Here is an 18,891-nt window from a genome sequence, read left to right on the forward strand (position 1 = left end):
TGAAAGATAATACTTCCAAGGTAAATGTTCTGAAGTAGTAACCTACTGGCCACAGTAGGTTACTAAATTAATAACATCTTCATTTACATCCTTCAGTTATTCAATTGGTCCCAAAAATTGAATAATTAAATAAATATACTCAATTAGCTTCACCTTTTTTAAGTTCTCCACTTTTTCAACCCCGCCTAATCCAAGAAGAAGTACATAACCAAAGCATTCATCAAATTTGGGTTTACCGTATTTCTCCACAGCGTCCGTATACGGATTCCAATCTAAATACTTTTCACAAAAAGAACGATCTTCAAAATCAGAAAAGAAAAATTCAAAACCCGCTGAAATTCCTTTGAATCTTCCTTTTCGATAGTTAATGAGCCTCAAATATCTATTTTCTTCCCAAGTTATAAGATCACCCATCCCTGTCGCAAAAATAGGGATAGAAACATTACCTCTGAAATAAGAGCCATACATTAAATCTTGAAAGCTTTCCGGGTTAATAAACTTCAAATAACCGTCAAGAATACTGCCAAAGCCTTTTTCTTCCCATACTTCTAATAATTCTTCCGGAACCTTCTCCCTATACTTCTCGATAAGGCTTTGCGGAGCTTTTTCTTCAAATTTAAAGTCATCAAAAATTTGCAATCCATTATATATAAATCCCTTTTTTCGATTTAATAATTATTCAAATCCAATGACAGTCCATTCGTCTACCATGTCCCAAAAATTCACATTATATTGCGGTTGATCGTCAACGAACCATAATGTCGCATTGTCATTTTCACAGTTGTTGAAATCAATGGCGATATATCCGCCCATCCCACTATTAAAGAAACCAAAAGTACTTGATAAATTTATGCCGAGCGGTTCTTCTAAATCCTCAATGATCCCCCATTCATCATTATCAAAGTACGTAACATTCTCTAACGCAACTAACCCCATTGCGCGGCTTGGAAAATAATAAAAACCATTATGCAAGTTTTCGTAAAAGTTCCTTATGGAGCTCGGAATTTTACCCCAATTTTTATTTAAGTCCGGATGATTTATATTTTTGGTAGGAATTCCGCCTTCAAAATAATCAATGCCATCTTCAACCTTTACACTATATAAAATTGCAAAATTACCATTATCAATAATTAATTCAACATCACGAAGATTTTCAGATAAATATGAAATGGTATTCCGCAATTCATCCCCACTTATACTCTTCCAGAGTTCCACTACTTGTTTTAATTTTTTTGTTTGGTCCTTTTCCTTTAGAACATCTATCCAATATGTAGGGATAGTGTCTATTTCAAGATTGACTAATTCTTCCTGAGGAATAAGTTTAACGTTCTTGCGATATTGATTCAAAAAAGTTAATTTATCCACGAATCTCATTTTTCCTTTTTAACATTATTTGGTCTCTGTTAACCTTTGAAACTCTTTAAAAACTTCATTTAAACCAACATATCCCGATGATTTAATTACTCCTTTTTTGGTTCTCGGTTAATGTATTAAATCCTTCTATTTTTGTTGTTTTATCCATACCCTTTGTTTAGTTTCCATTGTTTTAACCTCTGGGACTAAAAAGCCATAGAAAGTAGTTTTAGATTCTATGGCTTTTTTGCGGATATTAATTTTTTGATCTTTTATACTCCTCAATTATTTTAACATCACGTTCCCTATTTTTATCTGGTACAAGTCCAAGTTTTTCATACTCCCATATAACTTGTTGTTCATATGCATCTTCTTCATCTAAATTTTTATAGTCGTAATCAATATTAAATTGACCTTGCGATGTTAATTCAAAAGTAAGATTGGTCCATGGCTCCTGATTATTGTCTTTAAATTGATTCCATAACTCGCGAAGATATTCATTTAGCTGACGTAATTGATTATTAATTTCATCTTCATCAACGTTATCCATATCTTCAATATCCAAACTGTAAACCGGCGTATTTTTCTCATGTGGGTAATAATAAAAGAATGTTTTATCTCTCCACTCTGTAACTTCCGAATATAATAGAACTTTGTCCCATAGTTCAGGAATTATCAAGTTCAACTGATTTGCAATTTTTTGGTATAACTGTTCCATTCCTTTTGATTCCATTTACTGACCTCAATATCTGTTGTACAGGCTCATTTCACCAGTAGCATACGCTTAACCACTTATGACAGACATAACTCAGTTTTATTTATTGCCTTATCTTCTTTATTAAAATTAGAATATTCCCGATATAAATATTGAGTTAATTTGTTGACTGAATGAGTAAATGAATCATCTATAGCTTGTAAATGATTTATAAATTCTCCTGCAGTATCACAATCAATCATCTCAAGTGGAGCAGGTAAATATGTTTCCCCCTCTATTTTAAATGCTTTCCAAGCTGTGAATGCGACCGCATAAATAATACAGTTCCAGGCATTCTCAACATTCATGTTTTCTTCATCTTCATCAAACTGCATTTGAAAAATTAACGCCGTTTCTTCATCGTTTTCTAACAACTCATATAAATCGTCTTTTGGAAAGCTTTTATCATAAATCCATTCCCAACATTTTTCTAATGCCTCTTTTGCTTTTTTATAACCTTCTTCTCTTTTAATAAACGTCAATACCTTTTCTGAAAGAACTAAGAAAAATGCTACTTGAGCATCTGTGTTTATTTCTTTTAAATCAATCATAAGCTTAAAATAAATAAAATTCAAAGTAGCCCTAAAATAGATTCATAATATATAAATCTAGTTCCAAATATCAATATCTTGATCATTTAAAACCGCTTTAATCTCATCTTTTTCAAAAATTACCATATACTCATATGGTAAAGCTAAAGCCTGGATTATTGAAGGTCTTATTTTTAATAATTGATAGGCATAAAATGCTTCTAATTCCTCTGTTTCATCTTCATCATTTACTGGCCCAATATACCATCCTGAGTCGCCTTTTTCACAATCGCTACTTCTTTGCAAGTAAATATCATCTAATTGCAGAACATTCTTTGCCGTAACAATTTTGTCACTGAATTTTATTGTCTCCCCTGGAATGTTTAATTTTCGCAAGCAATGAACTTGTTCCAATTGAACCCACAGAGGAATGGTTAAATCATCAGTAGTATCTTGGAATGGGTTTTTTGTATAATCTGGAGCAATTAAGTGGAAACCATCTTCCTTTTCAGAGAGAAAGAACACGGACCATCCAACTTGAATCGAAAACCCATCTTTTAATTTACTACTATCAATTTTTGAGAGCGTTTTAAATAAATTATCAACTTGAAAATTTAAATGTTCTTCCGCTTCAATTATCATTTTTTTGTCGCCTATGGTTTGGACGAATTTTTTCACTTATTTAACCTCTCTTCAATAGCTTTTTTCAATGCCTTTCTTGCATGTTCCTCTAGCTCCAACATTTTTTTCCTAACATCATCCGGAACTTTTCCCAACTTTGAGTGCCCGGCCCATTCACTCCAACTATAAGCCCCTTTAGAAGCATTCGTTGACTTACCTAAACCTACAAAATTTTCTTCTAAATTAAGTACTTCTATTTGTTGTTCTTTGGTTAACTGATCAAAACCATCCATTTCAGTTATTTCTTTCATAGAAACAATATGATCAGCCTCAAACTTTTTCACTTCATAACCGTATACTGGATCAAATTTTGGTCCTTCAGGATTTACCTTTTTCCTTATCTCTTTGCTTGGTGTTTTCTTTCTAAGTTCTTTATATTTTTCTGATGAAATACCTTTATTAGATTCAACTCTTCTCGCAAAGTTTTGTTTCACTTCGCTTAAGGTTCGTTGGTCGAGGCTAAAGTGGCGGACGGTTCCGATATGTGTCGCCAAGACTTCGGAACGGATCCCAACCGGGACTTTAAGTTGGCCGATCTTTCTTCTTAATTCTTGCATGATTCGCTGGGCTTCGGCCACTTTTTGGCTTGTGTAGGCATGGCTGTATGGCAAATTTTTCGCATGTAGTTTATCCGCGTAATGGCTCATTCCGCCGAGGGCACCCATCGTCAACGCCTGCAGGAAGCTGTTTTCGCGCTGCTCTTTTGTGAGCTGGTTGCCGAACATGTCTTTTCCTGTGGCGGCTTCAGTCATGCCGTTGGCGGCGATAAATCCGTAGATTCCTTTTTCCGTCATCTTGAGAGCATCGAGCGTCTTTGTCGCCTTGTATGCATCAAGCGCGTGGCTTGCGGCATTGATTCCCCTTGCTGTCTTGTAAATGGCGCTTCCGCCTTTTAGCGCCCGGCCTGCCCAGCCGATGACTGGAATGAACCCGGCGGCGGCCATGGCTCCGGCTGCAACCCGTTCTGCCGCTGACAGCTTTCTTCCGGTGACCGGGTCGATGCCTTCCGCTGCTCTCTTCGCATCATAATACCCGGTAATCTCCCCTGTAAAGGTGCAAACCGTATCCCATGCTTTTTCATACCACGGGCGGTTCTTCCGTTCCTCCTCGAGCTTCTTCAGCCTTCTTACCTCAGCCTGTTCTTCTTTGAAGTCAAGATACGCTTTCGTATTTTTTTGTACATCGTCTTTTAATTGATAGACTTTGCTGTTATGGTAAGCATTGAGGCTAAAGTGGATAGGAGAAATTTCCCCGTCCTTTTTTGTCGCTTCGATTAACGCGCTGTAAAGCCCGAGTACCATATTTTCCGTTGGCTCTGAAAGGGAGTATTCCTCTTTTAAATCATGGTCGAACTGGTTAACCTTTTCAATTGTGTCTGTCCGTTCTTTATTTGCTTTGTTTATATGCTCTGCAAAAGGCTCCCTTGAAAATACGTCCAAAGATATAATATCGCTAATGTCATTGAAGATTTTCTTTAATTCTTCCTGCTGGTGATAGACAAGGTCATTTGATGTTTGATAGGCACGCTTTAACTCATTTTCCAAAAAAGGAAGGTGGACGACCGTTCCATCAGCAAGGTTGACGTCCTCCGTTGAAGCTTTAATTCCGTTGAAAAAAGCTATCTGTTGTTTCGTCAGGTCAATCCATTCGTCAACGACATCAATTTGCGCCCTATAAAAGTCTTTGATCGCATCAGCGCCTTTTCCTTTAAAATCATCGCCTAAATCAACTACGGCTTGAAACGCTTTTTTTAAATCGTTCAACTGTTCTTGGAAAGTTTTATAGTGCTTTGCCCGTTCTTCCATTGCCGCAACGAGCGTCTTCGCTTCATATACTTTACTATTCGCCATGTGTCTCTAATTCCCTTTCTCTTTTAGTTTCGAACGACCGCCTCATCCTGCTTTTTCAGTAAGTCCACATTGGCACGCGTATCCTCAACATTTTTTAGAACGACCTTTTTATACTCCGACACATTTTTATGAAGGTGGCCTTCTCGTTCCTTCCACTTTGTTGTAAATCCGAGTTCGTTGATTCCGAGCAAATCAGAAGGCGGCTCTGGAAGAGTGAGGGCGTCAAGCGCTTTTTGCACGCCGTTGAGTTTTTGCATGACGACATCGTATTTTAATTTAACTTCCATTAAAATAACCACCTTTTTAAGTCATTGATTTTGTTGCCGAGTTCTTCAAGCGCGTGTTCTCCTTTTTCCGCCAACACGTCCGCTTCATGCGCTGCTTTCTTCGCCATGTTCAGGAGCCCTCGCTCAGCCTCCAGTTCTTTAATTTTCCATTCAATGCTACTTTTGTAGTCATCGTAGTCATCATGACAAACTTTTTCCATGTCTTTATAGGCGTCATTGCGGAAATCGTGGAAACTGTCCGCTCGTTTTCCCATCCAGCCGTTGCCTAAATCTGGTCTCAAAATCCGTTTAATCTCCACAAGGCTGGAATTTTGCTCTCGATCAATTTTTCTTTTCGCTTCTTCAAGCCTGGAGATTTTTTCATCCACATCGGCCGACTTTCTCGAAATGGACGCATGAATGTCCCCAAGCATATCTGATAAACCCATTCCTATACCTCCAAAACGCGAATCGTATACTGCTAGTTCCGTTTTTTCCCATTATAGCAAAGTCGCCTCCAGCATGGACTCTTACTAAATAAAATGATTCTTTCTTCCTATAACGAGGCAAGCGCATAGTAAATTCTTCCTACTTAATTGTTTCATTTTTAATATGAAACTTTTTTACTACAAATAAAAAAACCTGCACGCCACTAGATGTGCAGGATGTATGATTAAAGGATTTTTTGTTGATCGCTAATTTTCTCCTTCTTGACGATTTTCCGATTGGCATGGTCCCAAATAAACAATGTTTGGCTGTCTTGTTGAAGAAGCGAGAGTGAGCGGCTTGTGCATTTTACAATTTGGGAATGAGGAATATAATGCTGCTTTTGCTCCCCTGTTTTTATATTGAGATAAACAATTCGTTCGCTTTTCCCTTTTGCAAGATCGAGCTCATAAATAAGGATTTCGTCTCCAATGTGATACAAGCTCCTAGGAGAGATTTCAAGCGGATATTCTTGAATAACCGTTCCTTTTTCATTCAACACAACAATTTTTTTCGGATCGCCGTTTAAGATAGGTGATGCGGAAATATACACTTTATCGTCAATGCAAAGAATATCTGTCGGGGTAAAGCTTCTTCCTAAATTAATCCGTTTTTTCTTGCCGTTTTGAATCTGATATAAAACGGCTTGATCTTCTCCAACGATATAGCAGGAAATATAAATAGTCTCCCCGTGCTTTTCAACATCCCATAAATAACCATTTACTTTCCATTCTTTCAAAAGCTCCGGTTCCTCTTTTGAGAAAATAAGAACCGACCCTTTCGAACCATCCCCTTCACAGGCGACGGCAACACAATCGGGAAATTCATAAAAATTAGGTTGCCCTTTTGATCTCCAGGACTTTAGTACTCCATTTTTCTGTTCAAAAACATAAATCGTGAATTGCTTATTCTCCTCTTCCTTCGCGTACCAATAGTTGTTATGGCAATCCACGAGAAGCTCCGAATGCAATACTTTTTCCAACTCTTCATCTGTTGGAATCATTCCGGCTAGTTCAGGATCAATTGAGTCATAAAGCGAGCCTTTCTTCTGATCAACACGTGATGATGGCATGTACATTTGGGTCATTATGCTCTCCTCCTTGTTTTGTTCCGCCGGGTTTGCCGTACGTTCTCGGCTTTCAGTGGAATTTTTTATAAAAAAATAGTACAATCCCAACAAAAATTTCTTGTTTTCTGTTATATTTATTTTATCAGATAATTTAGGACTTCGTATTGGGAAAAGTAGTAGAAAATACCCTCAATAAACGGGTGGTTTCCATGACAATTTTCCCAACTCTAAAGGGGTGATTTTTTGGTCGGCCAACGAATAAGATATTATAGAAAGGTCAAAGGCCTAACCCTTGAAGAATTGTCTCAAGGAATTTGCTCCGTCTCTTATTTAAGTAAAATTGAAAAAGCCGGCGCCAAATCTAGTGATGAAGTGATTATCCAGCTTTGCGAACGTTTAGGCATCTCGCCGGAAGAAGCAGACAACAAAGAAATCCTCGACATGCTGAATGAGTGGAATATGATGATGGTAAATCGTAAAATGGATGAAGCAACTAAGTTTCATAGTGAAATTCAGCGAAAAATTAATAGCGTTATAGACCCGGAAGTTTTATCATTATACGATTTATTCCTTTTAAGATTTTATTTAATGAATGAACAAATTAATGAATCTGAAGAATTAATTGAAAAGCTAAAGAAATTTCAGGATGATTTCAATAACAAATTAAAGTTCTACTTTAATTTCTTTATGTGTCTTTACTACAATTTTAAAAAAGAATATAAAAAATCTTTAGCCTCTCTTCATGAAGCAAAAGCCATTTATAAAGAAGTGGGACTAAATGAACTTGAGAAAGCTGTATTTTATTATTTGATGGCTCTAACTTACAGTTATTTAAGTAGAATTAGCCCAGTAAATAACTACGCCAACAAAGCTTTAATTATATTTGATAAAGAGTATAGTTATAGTCGTAGTGCAGATTGTCACATTTTATTAGCAATTAGCAATAGACGTATTTCAAATTATGATGCCGCTGAATATCATTTGAATCAAGCATTGAAATACTCCGAGTCATTTAATGACACTTTTCTATGTGGAGTTTGTTATAACAATCTTGGTTATGTAGCTTCATGTAAAAAAGAACATGAAAAAGCTATTAACTATTATAAAAAAAGCTTGGCTTTTAAAATAGACCAACCAGATATTAATAAATTGGGCACGAAATTTCTGTTAACTAAAGAATATATAGAAATCAATAAAATCGAAGAAGCCAAAAATTTGCTGGACGAGGAAATTAACGGTATATTAAATTCACCCAAAAATGAATTCTATTATCATTTTCTTATTCTTAAATACAAATTACAAAATAAATTCACGAAAAAATTTGAGCAACTTTTAAAAGAAGCTATACCGTTTTTTGAGAAACAACACATTTGGGATTATGTTGCGATGTACTCTGAACTTTTAGCGGATTATTATTATGAATTATCCCAATATAAGAGTTCAAGTAAATATTATCGTATTGCTAATAATGCAAGAAAAAATATATATTAACTAGAGAGGAGGAAGTTTTTTGAAAAAACTAGTCATTACTGCATTATTACTAGTAGGGTTAGTCTCTTTGGCTACCACTACTTCAAATAGTGCGTTCGATGATCGTCCAAAACCTAATTCTTCTTACCTTTTATAATAAAGAGCTCTAATAAAGAGCTCTTTATTATTTCTTAAGGATGTATATGCACCGGTGTTCCGATTGGTACGGTATGGGCGAGCTGGAGTACGTCGTGGTTGTACATGCGGATGCAGCCGTGGGAGACGTATTTGCCGATGGATGATGGATTATTCGTGCCATGAATTCCGTAGTGCGGCTTGGACAGTCCCATCCACATCACGCCAAATGGGCCACCCGGATTCGGTGATTTATTAATGATTGTAAATGTTCCAACTGGTGTCGGGGTCAACATTTTCCCAATACCAACCGGATATTGCTTGACCAATTTTCCATCTTTAAACAAGGAAAGCTGGCGTCTTGTCGTTGAGACGAAAATTTCGTAAGGCATAAAAAACACCTCCTCTATTACTTTATGTGCGAAGGAGGTATTTGGCGCTTGATCTCGTCCTATTTTTTTATACAAACGTTTGTTTAACTGTTATGTTCGCGTTTTCCGTTCAAAAAACAGCCTTCTTCATGGGTTGCTGGAATTAATCCGGTTGCCATAAGGAAACTTTCTGCCGTAGTTAAACCGACGTGTTTAAACGTCGCCTTCATTGCTTTTTGCTTGTCCTCTTTTCCTACAGGCAGCTGCTGAAAAAATGAAAACAGGCTTCCGTATTCACGAATGAGCTGATGGCACCTTTGGGCGTTCTCGATCGTCGCTTCAATTTTCCTCCGATTTCGAATGATTCCTGCATTCTGCATCAACTCCTCAAACTTTTCCTTGCCATATTGCATGACTGTTTTAATATGAAACTGCGAAAAGGCCTCCCTGAAATTTTCCCGTTTATGCAAAATCGTCCGCCAGCTTAATCCCGCCTGGAAAATCTCTAACGTCAGGAATTCAAACAGTTGGTCATCATCCGTTACTCCTCTCCCCCATTCTTCATCATGGTAGCTTCTTAATAAGTCGTCCTCTTCGCCCCATCTGCATCGTTTGATCTCATTCATTGACATCCCCTCTTTTTCTGCGTTTTTAACCCTCGATTCCATCTTTCGGTTGTGCTTATTTTGTTTTTCGAACATCGGAAAATGGATAAATGACGAACTCTGAACGTCCTTCGATACGTTTTAAATTAATTAAGCCGAGTCCATTTCTAGAGTCCATGCTTTTCAAACGGTTATCTCCCATTACGAACGCTTTCCCTTTAGGTACTTTTATTGGGCCAAAGTCTTCTGTTAAATAAAGCCCCAGGCTCCTTGCTTCTATTTTATTCGGACGTAAATACGGTTCGTTTACGCGTTTACCATTGACGTATAGTGAATCATTCTTCATTTGAATAACATCTCCGTCCAAACCGATAACTCGTTTTACATAGCGTTTGTCTTGCCCTTTAATAATGACGATATCGCCTTTTTTCGGTTCAGACAACGTGTAAATAATTTTATTGACATACAGTTTGTCATGATTATGCAACGTTGGAGACATTGATGTCCCTTCTACTAAATACGGGGCAAATAAATAGGTCTTAATAATAAAAACGAAAATGAGTGCCAGCAAAATGGACTTCACCCATGTCAATAGTTCACTTTTCTTCTTTTTTCGTTCCATTTGCTTTTATCACTCCTTTTTTAATCGGGTGCAACAATTTCTACTTTGATTCGATTCGGATCTTCGAAAAATACAGCATAGTGTGATGGCCCGCCCGCATATGGATAACGGTCTTCATACAGCAAGGGAATTCCTTTCTCCTTTAGCTTGCCCGCTATTTCATTAACAAAATTACGCGATTTGCCCCAAAAGGCAAGATGGTTCAATCCCGTTGCGCACCGGTGATAAGGGATATGCCTATACTTGTCTTTTGTTTGCACAAATACGAGATACGTGTCCCCCATCTTCCAACTTATGCCGTCGGGCCATGTTTGAAAGCGGGTAAACCCTAGCTCCGTTAAAATCCATCCCCAAAAAGCAGCGGATTCCTTAAGATTTGTAACATTGATTTCAATATGGTGCAATATACTTGTTTTTGATTGTGCCATACATTCCCTCTACTAGTTTATTAAATGAATCTTATTTCCATGTTCTAATTATTGTAAAGTTTTCGTAACGATTCTTAGACTTAAGTCCTACACCTATTCCAAAATAGATCAATTAATCATGAAAGCTGAGCATTGCGCATACGGACCATTGAAAAGTGGAGACTTGAATGAATTAATGCATTTTTTAGCGGGACGAGTGACGGCGTAATCCTCAATTCTACATCTGCTTCTACTAAACGTTGCAATAAGCTTCCGACCGGCTTCCTATCAATTGGCTGAACTTCTTCATGAGAAACATAATATCCTGCACCGCGGTCGAGACAATAAAAGGAACTTTCCGGAAAATGATACACATAAAGCTTTGTCGTCATTATTTTTTCTAACCACTTTCCTTCAATTGCAACGATCTTTTTTGCAGTTGTATGTGAAAAAAACGTAAGCTGATCTTCGGTTGTTGTTGTTTCAATAGCCCAATAGCCGATCCTTGGACAATCACGCGGAAAAAAATAGAGTGGCGCCCGTTCTTCATCAATGGCCCAGACCATTGGTGGCTTATCAGGATACGCGGGATGCTGCCTCGGCATAAAACTTTGAATCGTTGGATCCTCGCTAAAATGAAAAAGCAGATATATCCACCTCACACATTATTTCCTTATAAATGCGCCGAATTCCTCCTTTAGTCCTATAAAAAAAGCGCAGGTTTCCCTTGCGCCTTTCCATTATTTTATTAAATTTCCTTCATTTCCATAAACTCGATCATTTCGCCATCCGGACCTTTATAAAAGGCGGACTTCCAATCTTTCTTAATCCGGTATGGTCCTTCTGCTGGAACGAACCCGCGGTTTCCAAGTTCGTTCATTAATTGCCCAAGATCGTTCACTAAAAACGCAAGATGAGCTGAAGCGGGAGGACGCCCATCCGGTCCTTCAATTAGCTCGATGCATAACCCATCCCCCGCTAAAAACACTATTTTTTCGTCCATAAAAGACATTCGCTCTATCACTTTCAAATGGAGAAACGTTTGATAAAATTCAACTGATGCTTCAAGATGGCTTACATCAATTCCATAATGATGGACTTGCATCACTTCACCTCTTTAAATAATTAAATTCATATCGCCAAATTCATGCCATAAATATTTCATTTGAATCGCTTCCTGATAGGCCCTGTACAAATGATTCTTTTTTACAAAGGCAGATAACAAATCTAAATGGCTCGCTTCCGGTTCATGTAGACCGGTAATTAATCCGTCAACGACCTTCAGCTTTGTTTTTTCGTGAATGTATAAATTGGTCCAACCGCTTTGTGCCTGGACGATTCCCTTTTCGTCAGCCGCGCTTTCAAGGGACCTGACGACCGTTGTCCCGACAGCAATGATCCTTCCCCCATTTGCTTTTGTTTCAGCAATCGCTTCAGCTGCCTCTTGCGGTAGATGGTATTCTTCGTAGTTTTCCCGTGGGCCTAAATGCCACTTATCATCAAGCAAATAGCTTAATCCGGTATGAAGCTGGATGAAGGCGATCCGCACCCCCTTTTTCTGCAAGCGAAATAACAATTCCCAGCTGAAAGCGCGCCCTGCTGACGGCATTTCAACAGATCCAGGTGCTGTTCCATAGACGGTCTGATAATAATCAAGATCCCACGGCTTCTCAATATACTCATAGCGGATCGGCTGGCCGATTGCATAAATTTGATCGTACAGGTCGGAGCAGCATAAGTTGAACTCCAGTGTGACAAAAGGAGCATCTTGATGGGTCTTGATAACCGTTGCGGATAATACCGGGGAGAAACAAATCTGTTCTCCGATGTTCATTTCTTCACGGACGGCCAGCGCCTCCCAGACCTTCTCGCTTTTCCGATGGGCGAGCCGGATTTCTACTTCCCGGCCCTCCTCTTTTTTCAATGTTCCTTTTAAAACGGCCGGGACCGTACGGCTTGAATTCAGTACAACAAGGTCTCCTTTTTCTAAATAGCGATCAAGCTTATAAAATTGTGCATGCTCTCGATCCCCTGTTTCTTTATGAAGAACCATCATCCGCACATAATCGCGGCGAATCCCCCTTCTCTCCGGCGGCATTTTCGCATTTAATTCTTCCGGCAATGAGAAATTGATCGCAGACACCGCCATTAGTTCCCGCTCCCTTCTAGTGAAAACTCCTGGGCGCTAAACCGCTTACCATTGACTCCTTTTGCGCGATCAGAGGCAAGATAGCCGAACACATGTACAACATCATTCGGATTGGCGAGCTCGTAATCGCAATCTGGTACGGCGAGCGCATGCATTTCTGTATCCATCTCACCGGGGTCAACCATGTTCACACGGACTCCCGTTTCACTCACTTCATCCGCCCACGTTTCGGTCAAACCTTCAAGTGCAAACTTCGAGATTCCATAGGCACCCCAGCCTGCATAACCAACATTGCCAGCCTCCGATGTCACATTAATGATGCTTCCTTCATTGCGCTGCAGCATAGCCGGGAGCACCCGTCTTGTAACAAGGAACGGGCCAATCGCATTCACGCGCAAAACATCGGCAAAATCTTCTTCAGGATAATCAAGCAAATACGGCATCGGGCTTGGCCCGAGCATTGAGGCATTATTAATAAGAACATCAATCTTCCCGAAACGGTCTTCAGCCATTGCGACAAACCGTTCTACATCGCGTGCGACTGATGCATCCGCAACGACCGCCAACACCTCTGCCCCGAGTTTTTCCGCTTCCTGTTGAACTTCTCTTAGCTTTTCTTCCCCTCTCGCACAGATCGCAAGTTGATGCCCTTTTTGCGCAAAATATAGCGTCAATGCTCTCCCTAATCCTTTAGAAGCCCCTGTAATCATCACTACTTTTGCCATCTCAAGATCCTCCTTAAAGTTATTTTAAATACTTTTTATACTTTTATATTTAATAAGTTATTTACATTATAATCGTACTAATTTTCAGACGTCAATCTTTTCCTGTAAAAATTTTTCGACACGAGGTGCACTAAAAAAAGCTGCCAAAGAAGGCAGCTTTTTTATACACTCGCTTTTGAAACAGTTTCTTTTTTCCTCTTGCGTTGAAACAAGTTTGTTAACTTTTCGAGGATCTCGTAAATCACAGGTATGACAATCAACGTCAGGAGAGTTGATACGGTTAAACCGCCGATGACGACTACACCTAAACTCTTAGAGACAAGGCTTCCATTATCTTCACTGAAGAGAAGAGGAATCATCGCACAAATGGTAGCAACAGCCGTCATCATGATCGGGCGAAGGCGAATGGCACCCGCTTCAAGAATGGCTTCCCGTGTAGATAATCCTTTCGCTTTTTGCTGCTGAACACGGTCAATTAATACAATTGCATTCGTTACGACAATGCCAATGAGCATTAGTGCGCCTATTAACGCGGACGGATCCACTTGTATTTTTGAAATGACAAGACCGAGTATCGCCCCAACCGCTGCCAGCGGAAGGGAGAACAGGATCGCAAACGGTGCCCGTGCCTGGCCAAACGTAATGACCATGACCAGGTAAACGATCGCGATCGCCACTCCCATTGCCTGGAACAGGTCGGCAAATTGTTTGTTCATTTCCTCGGTTGCCCCGGCAACGCTTACTTTTACACCGGATGGCTTCTTCAATTTGTTTAACATTTTCGTAATGTCTGTATTGACTTGCTTAACATTTTTCCCGGTGATGACTGCTGATACTTGCAAATACTCTTTTCCGTCTTTATGGAATTCTTTCGATTTAGCCGGTTCGAATTTTAAGGAGGCGACATCCTTTATTTTGACGGGACCGGCTGTTTGAGAGACGATTGCCGTATTTAATAAATCCTCTCTATCTTTTGTTTTTGATAGATCATAGCTTATTTTTACCGGCAAGTCTTCACCGCCGATGGTTAATTGGCCGACAGGCGTTTTTCCGACAAGCGCGCGCACTTGATTGCCTATGTCTTCGGCGGACAACCCTTTCGCCTGCGCTTTTTTCTGGTCGACGTTAAGCCGCCATTCGTTTTTCAAGTCTTCATAGTTCGACTCGACTTTATCAAGGCCTTTCATTTCCTCCATTTTCTTTTTCAGTTCGATGGCTGTTGGCACGAGATCCTTTTTATTTTCCGCTGTAACGTTCAACGTCACTTTATCGGATCCGGATCCGCCCATCATGCTTGCTTTGCTTGTTGAAATTTGAGCGGGCTTATAGTCATTTGCAAGTGATTTAACCTTCTTAATGAACGCATCTGCATTTGCGCCTTTTTTCATTTTAACGGTAAGCGTAGCAATGTTATCCGTTTGCGCCTCCCCAAATTGGGCCATATCTTCGTCTGTCCCGACTTGTGAGATCGTCGTCTCTACTCCTTTTAGGCCCTTTAATTCATCTTCAAGGCGAAATGCCCCATTCTTTATATCCTCGAACTTCATGTCTTCCGGATATTCCATTTTCACCTGGACCATACTTTCATCAGCTGAAGAGATCGTCCCGGTGGGCAACATGACATACATGGCAATTGAACCGACGAACATCGCTAAACATAAAACACAAACGATAATTTTATGGTTTAGTGACCATTTTAAAGCAGATAAGTAGCGTTCAGGCTTTTTAAAGGAATGGGATTTCACTTTTTTCAACAAAACGAAACTCATTAATGGCACAACAGTCAATGCAACAATTAGAGAGGCTAAAAGCGAGTATACGACTGTTAACGCAAACGGTTTGAAAAATACGCCGATAAATCCTTCAACGAGTCCAATTGGCAAAAATACGGCAATCGTCGTAATCGTCGAGGATGTAATCGCAACAGCCACTTCTTTTACTGAATCAATGATCAGTTCTTTTGACCGTTCACCCGTCTGCAGCCTCCGATATATATTTTCAATAACGACGATGCTGTCATCGACTAGACGGCCGACAGCAACCGCAAGTCCTCCAAGTGTAAGGATGTTGAGTGTAATGCCTGATTTCTCTAACAGAATAAGTGTAATAAAAATCGAAAGCGGGATACTGACAATTGCGATAATCGTAGACTTAAAGTTTCGCAGGAAAACCAAGATGACGACGGAAGCAAACAAAGCTCCTAAAGCGACTTCTTTTGCCATCCGCATAACTGAATCGTAAAGGGATTGAGAAGTAGAATAAATGTCTTCCAGATGATATTTGCCATCAAATTGTTTATTAATCGCTTTCAACTTTTCCTTAACATCTTTTCCAACTTGAACGGCGTTTCCGCTATCTTCTTTGGTCACTGCGATATACATTGCTTCTTTTCCATCGACCCTTGTAACGGAACTGTTCGTTTGTTGTTTCGTTACATCGGCAACGTCTTTTAACACGACATGAGGAGCAACCGGCAATTCTTTTAATTCGTTTAAGTCTTTCATTTTTCCAACGACGCGCAAAGAGTTCGTTTTTCCATTCAAGGTAATATCACCGGCAGGGAGGGAAATATTCTTCCCTTTCAATGCGGCTATGATTTGCGGCATAGTTACTTTTTTAGCTAGCATTTCCTTTTCGTTCAATTCAATGGATATCTCCCGGGCAGACTTTCCATATAGCGTTACATCCCCTACACCGTCAATGCTTTCAAGCTGGGAAATGGCAACATCTTCGATTTCTTTTTGATCGTCAGTTGTAAATTTCCCTTCCTTATTAATTGCAATCTGTTCGATCGGAATCATCGATGTATTTAATTGCACGACATATGGCTTTTTTACTCCATCGGGAAGAGGAAAACTGTTCACAATACTTTCAACTTCCCTCTTGGCTTCTTTCATATCCGTTTTAACGCCAAATGATAGGTCAATTTTAGAGATTCCTTGATTGGTAGTCGATACAATCGATTCTAAATGCTTTACATTTCTTAAATCTTTTTCAAGCGGGCTTGTGATCGATTTCGCCATCGACCCGGTGTCCATTCCATCAGCTAACGTCGTAATGGTAACCACCGGATTATCGAGGCTTGGGAGAAATTCCATCGAAAGTTTATTTCCCGACAGAATTCCCATTATAGATATAATAAAAACCATAATGACGATCGCGGCTCGGTTCTTCATAGAAAATTTTGTTAAGTGCAGCATATACTGCCTCCTTTTTTATTTTCATCTTCCAATAAAAAGAAATACAGCCACATTTTATTATGCTAGAGTTAGAAATACAACATATTTCTTTCCAAATTAATAAAATGATTACATTTGTCACTTTTCCCTATGACAAAACTCATCATAATAAAAAATAAACCGCCCCTCTCGCCTTTTTTATGTAAAAGTTAAAGAAAGTGGCCACATCTGTTCCCCCCTTACTTTTGCATCTCATAGATTATAGATTAGCGGGTTCCTTTCTTTTCCAAAACGTTCTCGGGTCGTGTCTTTTACTAAGACTTCGGGCGTAGTTGTACTAGAAGGAAAAAAAGTGCAGCTGCCTACGATGGTAAGCAGCTGCACTCTTAATTTGCTTCAACATAATTTATTCCTACTGTTTCGTCGATTGAGCGATTAAAACGGTATGGCCCAATTTTTTGAACGCCGGTATTTTTAAATTTCACATGTTTATGTCCGTAGGCTTTTGCCGTTACAACAATGGCATCAAGCATTTTTCTTGTCTCCATATTATTTTTTAATGGAGATTTTTGATGAAATGAAACGACGGCTGATGATTGTTGTCCTGACGCACCTAGCTTAATATGTTTAGGAATGACAGGCGATAATTGGCTCTCGTCCTTTATTCCGTATTTAAGTTCATTTAAAGCATTTTTAAAATCCCTTGGAATATGTTTTATATTCGCCCCGTAACTGTTCACTAAAAATTCGTCACCGGTATCCGTTTGCATGACAAACGTTGGCGATCCGACTAAATCAAGATTAAATTCGCGTTTTCTTTGATCGTCTCCAATTGTTATCCCGGGTTTCCCATTTGTCATTAATTTTGCTTTTGTAAATTGATGATTATAGGCGAACGTGTATTCCAATAATTTTTCAAATAAGGCAGCCTCTTTCTTGTCACGGATTTCGCCTGAAGGAATATCAACGACTATCGTATTTCCATCTTCTTTAAACGACAGCTTATTTAAGATGGTCGTGTCCAACCCAACTGTCTCCGGTTTAAATTTGGTCAATACTTGCTTAACATTTTTTACGTAAGACCCTTTATCCTTCACAAGAAAGCTAACAGGAACAATACATGGCATTTCCCGTTCTAAATAGGCAATCGTCACCACCGCTTGATCTGGTTGCTTGATTTGGCCTTTCAAAATCGGAGCGTGGTATCTCTCGCCGTTTTTAATGAATGAGTTTGAGTTTTGCTCTTTAGTTTCCAGGCTTACAAGTGATAGTTTTCCGTTCTTTGTTAAATCATGCGGTGTATCCATTCCAGATGATTCGAAGCCTTTTATATCCTCTACTCTTTTCTTGGAGGAGGAAGATTGATTACTCTGGTGATTTACAGGGATGAGAACTGAGATCATGACAACAACACATGCCGTCGCGATCGTCGGAACAACCCTTGTTTTGACCCACCTTTTCTTTCGTTCGGATTCTTCCAGTTTTGATTTAACTTGTTGAAAGACGCGCTCTTTCGATTGCCTATCCTTTATGGGAGGCATATTTTCCAATTGTTTTTGGATTTGCTCTTCATTCCACTTAAACGATTCCATCTTTCAATTCCTCCTCTAAGCCCAAACGCTGATCCAAAAGATCTCTTAGCCGCTTAACTGCCCGATGTTGCGTCGTTTTCACTTTACTTTCCGACCAGCCGAGCACTGCAGCAGTTTCCGTAATGGAGAGTGATTGAATAAAACGAAGAATGAGTACTTGTTGTTGGTCTTGCGTGCATTTATGCAATGTTTTATATAACTGCTTGACCGATTCTTTTTGTGTTACCCATTCGTCCGGCAATGGTTCATGATCTTTTATCAAGTTTTCTTTTTCCGATAACGTAAAGAATAAAAGTTTCTTTTTTCTGCGGTTTTGCTTGCGAATCCAATCAATCGTGACATGTCTTGCAATCGAATGGAGCCATGTTTTTTCAGAGCTTTTTCCTTCAAAGCTTTTATATGACTTTAAAACTTTTATATACACTTCTTGAACTAAATCTTCTGCAACTTCCCGATTTCTTACCATATAAAAAATATATTGAAACAGAGATTGGTGATACTCCTCATATAACCGGTCAAATGAGTCTTCCACAAAATAGACCCCCTAACGTTCTATACTATTAGTCGCTAATCTTATTAAAAAGTTACATTATTAATCTGAATTTGTGCCGTCCTATTAAAATCTGTCTCTATTAATTTACTACATT

The 18,891-nt window shown here is 39.1% G+C and carries 21 protein-coding genes; 1 reads left to right on the forward strand and 20 read right to left on the reverse strand.

The features are described 5' to 3' along the window. Nucleotides 1-96: 96 nt before the first annotated feature. From WD019_RS14530 to WD019_RS14570, 9 genes are all read right to left on the reverse strand, one after another. The gene (locus WD019_RS14530) at nt 97-639 is read right to left on the reverse strand and encodes a T6SS immunity protein Tdi1 domain-containing protein (protein ID WP_026677439.1); all 543 of its coding nucleotides are present in this window, start codon (nt 637-639) and stop codon (nt 97-99) included. Between the two features lie 36 nt (nt 640-675). After that, on the reverse strand, nt 676-1,374 hold the full coding sequence (locus WD019_RS14535) for an SMI1/KNR4 family protein (RefSeq protein ID WP_425711945.1): 699 nt from the start codon (nt 1,372-1,374) through the stop codon (nt 676-678). 235 nt (nt 1,375-1,609) lie between these two features. Beyond that, entirely contained in the window at nt 1,610-2,086 is a 477-nt protein-coding gene (locus tag WD019_RS14540) for an immunity protein YezG family protein (RefSeq protein WP_425711946.1), read from the reverse strand. 59 nt (nt 2,087-2,145) lie between these two features. Further along, complete coding sequence (locus WD019_RS14545) at nt 2,146-2,682, reverse strand: Imm6 family immunity protein (RefSeq protein WP_425711947.1); 537 nt, start codon at nt 2,680-2,682, stop codon at nt 2,146-2,148. A 33-nt stretch (nt 2,683-2,715) separates the two neighbouring features. Beyond that, the gene (locus tag WD019_RS14550; protein WP_425711948.1) at nt 2,716-3,315 is read right to left on the reverse strand and encodes an immunity protein Imm33 domain-containing protein; all 600 of its coding nucleotides are present in this window, start codon (nt 3,313-3,315) and stop codon (nt 2,716-2,718) included. Further along, complete coding sequence (locus WD019_RS14555; protein ID WP_425711949.1) at nt 3,312-5,168, reverse strand: ribonuclease YeeF family protein; 1,857 nt, start codon at nt 5,166-5,168, stop codon at nt 3,312-3,314. The genes WD019_RS14550 and WD019_RS14555 overlap by 4 nt, the downstream gene beginning before the upstream one ends. Before the next feature lie 23 nt (nt 5,169-5,191). Next, nucleotides 5,192-5,455 (reverse strand): YwqI/YxiC family protein, encoded by a 264-nt coding sequence (locus WD019_RS14560; protein ID WP_026677441.1) that lies wholly within the window; start codon nt 5,453-5,455, stop codon nt 5,192-5,194. Then, the gene (locus WD019_RS14565; RefSeq protein WP_026677442.1) at nt 5,455-5,883 is read right to left on the reverse strand and encodes a YwqH-like family protein; all 429 of its coding nucleotides are present in this window, start codon (nt 5,881-5,883) and stop codon (nt 5,455-5,457) included. The genes WD019_RS14560 and WD019_RS14565 overlap by 1 nt, the downstream gene beginning before the upstream one ends. A gap of 224 nt (nt 5,884-6,107) precedes the next feature. Beyond that, on the reverse strand, nt 6,108-7,007 hold the full coding sequence (locus WD019_RS14570) for a hypothetical protein (RefSeq protein WP_425711950.1): 900 nt from the start codon (nt 7,005-7,007) through the stop codon (nt 6,108-6,110). Between the two features lie 225 nt (nt 7,008-7,232). Here WD019_RS14570 and WD019_RS14575 point away from each other — a divergent pair, with 225 nt between their 5' ends. Then, complete coding sequence (locus WD019_RS14575; protein ID WP_425711951.1) at nt 7,233-8,480, forward strand: tetratricopeptide repeat protein; 1,248 nt, start codon at nt 7,233-7,235, stop codon at nt 8,478-8,480. 170 nt (nt 8,481-8,650) lie between these two features. On the opposite strand, the gene WD019_RS14580 is transcribed toward WD019_RS14575, so the two are convergent. The 11 genes from WD019_RS14580 to sigX form a co-directional block, all read right to left on the reverse strand. Then, the gene (locus WD019_RS14580) at nt 8,651-8,986 is read right to left on the reverse strand and encodes a L,D-transpeptidase (protein WP_425711952.1); all 336 of its coding nucleotides are present in this window, start codon (nt 8,984-8,986) and stop codon (nt 8,651-8,653) included. Between the two features lie 83 nt (nt 8,987-9,069). After that, the gene (locus WD019_RS14585; protein WP_425711953.1) at nt 9,070-9,591 is read right to left on the reverse strand and encodes a DNA-3-methyladenine glycosylase I; all 522 of its coding nucleotides are present in this window, start codon (nt 9,589-9,591) and stop codon (nt 9,070-9,072) included. A gap of 55 nt (nt 9,592-9,646) precedes the next feature. After that, nucleotides 9,647-10,192: a signal peptidase I gene (gene lepB / locus WD019_RS14590; protein WP_026677447.1), complete on the reverse strand. Its 546-nt coding sequence runs from the start codon at nt 10,190-10,192 to the stop codon at nt 9,647-9,649. Nucleotides 10,193-10,212: 20 nt separating this feature from the next. Next, nucleotides 10,213-10,620 carry a VOC family protein gene (locus WD019_RS14595; protein ID WP_425711954.1) on the reverse strand — a complete coding sequence of 136 codons (408 nt, stop codon included), beginning with the start codon at nt 10,618-10,620 and terminating at the stop codon, nt 10,213-10,215. A 116-nt stretch (nt 10,621-10,736) separates the two neighbouring features. Beyond that, entirely contained in the window at nt 10,737-11,261 is a 525-nt protein-coding gene (locus WD019_RS14600) for a DUF6886 family protein (protein ID WP_425711955.1), read from the reverse strand. 86 nt (nt 11,262-11,347) lie between these two features. Beyond that, the gene (locus WD019_RS14605) at nt 11,348-11,704 is read right to left on the reverse strand and encodes a VOC family protein (RefSeq protein WP_425711956.1); all 357 of its coding nucleotides are present in this window, start codon (nt 11,702-11,704) and stop codon (nt 11,348-11,350) included. Between the two features lie 12 nt (nt 11,705-11,716). Beyond that, a complete protein-coding gene (locus tag WD019_RS14610; RefSeq protein ID WP_425711957.1) occupies nt 11,717-12,748 on the reverse strand; it encodes an S-adenosylmethionine:tRNA ribosyltransferase-isomerase in 1,032 nt (343 codons plus the stop codon). Continuing rightward, nucleotides 12,748-13,473 (reverse strand): SDR family NAD(P)-dependent oxidoreductase, encoded by a 726-nt coding sequence (locus WD019_RS14615; RefSeq protein ID WP_425711958.1) that lies wholly within the window; start codon nt 13,471-13,473, stop codon nt 12,748-12,750. The genes WD019_RS14610 and WD019_RS14615 overlap by 1 nt, the downstream gene beginning before the upstream one ends. Before the next feature lie 161 nt (nt 13,474-13,634). After that, entirely contained in the window at nt 13,635-16,673 is a 3,039-nt protein-coding gene (locus WD019_RS14620) for an efflux RND transporter permease subunit (RefSeq protein WP_425711959.1), read from the reverse strand. Nucleotides 16,674-17,038: 365 nt separating this feature from the next. Next, the gene (locus WD019_RS14625; protein ID WP_425711960.1) at nt 17,039-18,244 is read right to left on the reverse strand and encodes a hypothetical protein; all 1,206 of its coding nucleotides are present in this window, start codon (nt 18,242-18,244) and stop codon (nt 17,039-17,041) included. Next, a complete protein-coding gene (sigX, locus tag WD019_RS14630; protein ID WP_026677455.1) occupies nt 18,231-18,776 on the reverse strand; it encodes an RNA polymerase sigma factor SigX in 546 nt (181 codons plus the stop codon). Before sigX ends, WD019_RS14625 begins: the two co-directional genes overlap by 14 nt. Nucleotides 18,777-18,891: the final 115 nt, after the last annotated feature.

Origin of the sequence: Fictibacillus sp. Mic-4, from assembly GCF_049843615.1 — a bacterium.
GTDB lineage: Bacteria > Bacillota > Bacilli > Bacillales > Fictibacillaceae > Fictibacillus_A > Fictibacillus_A gelatini.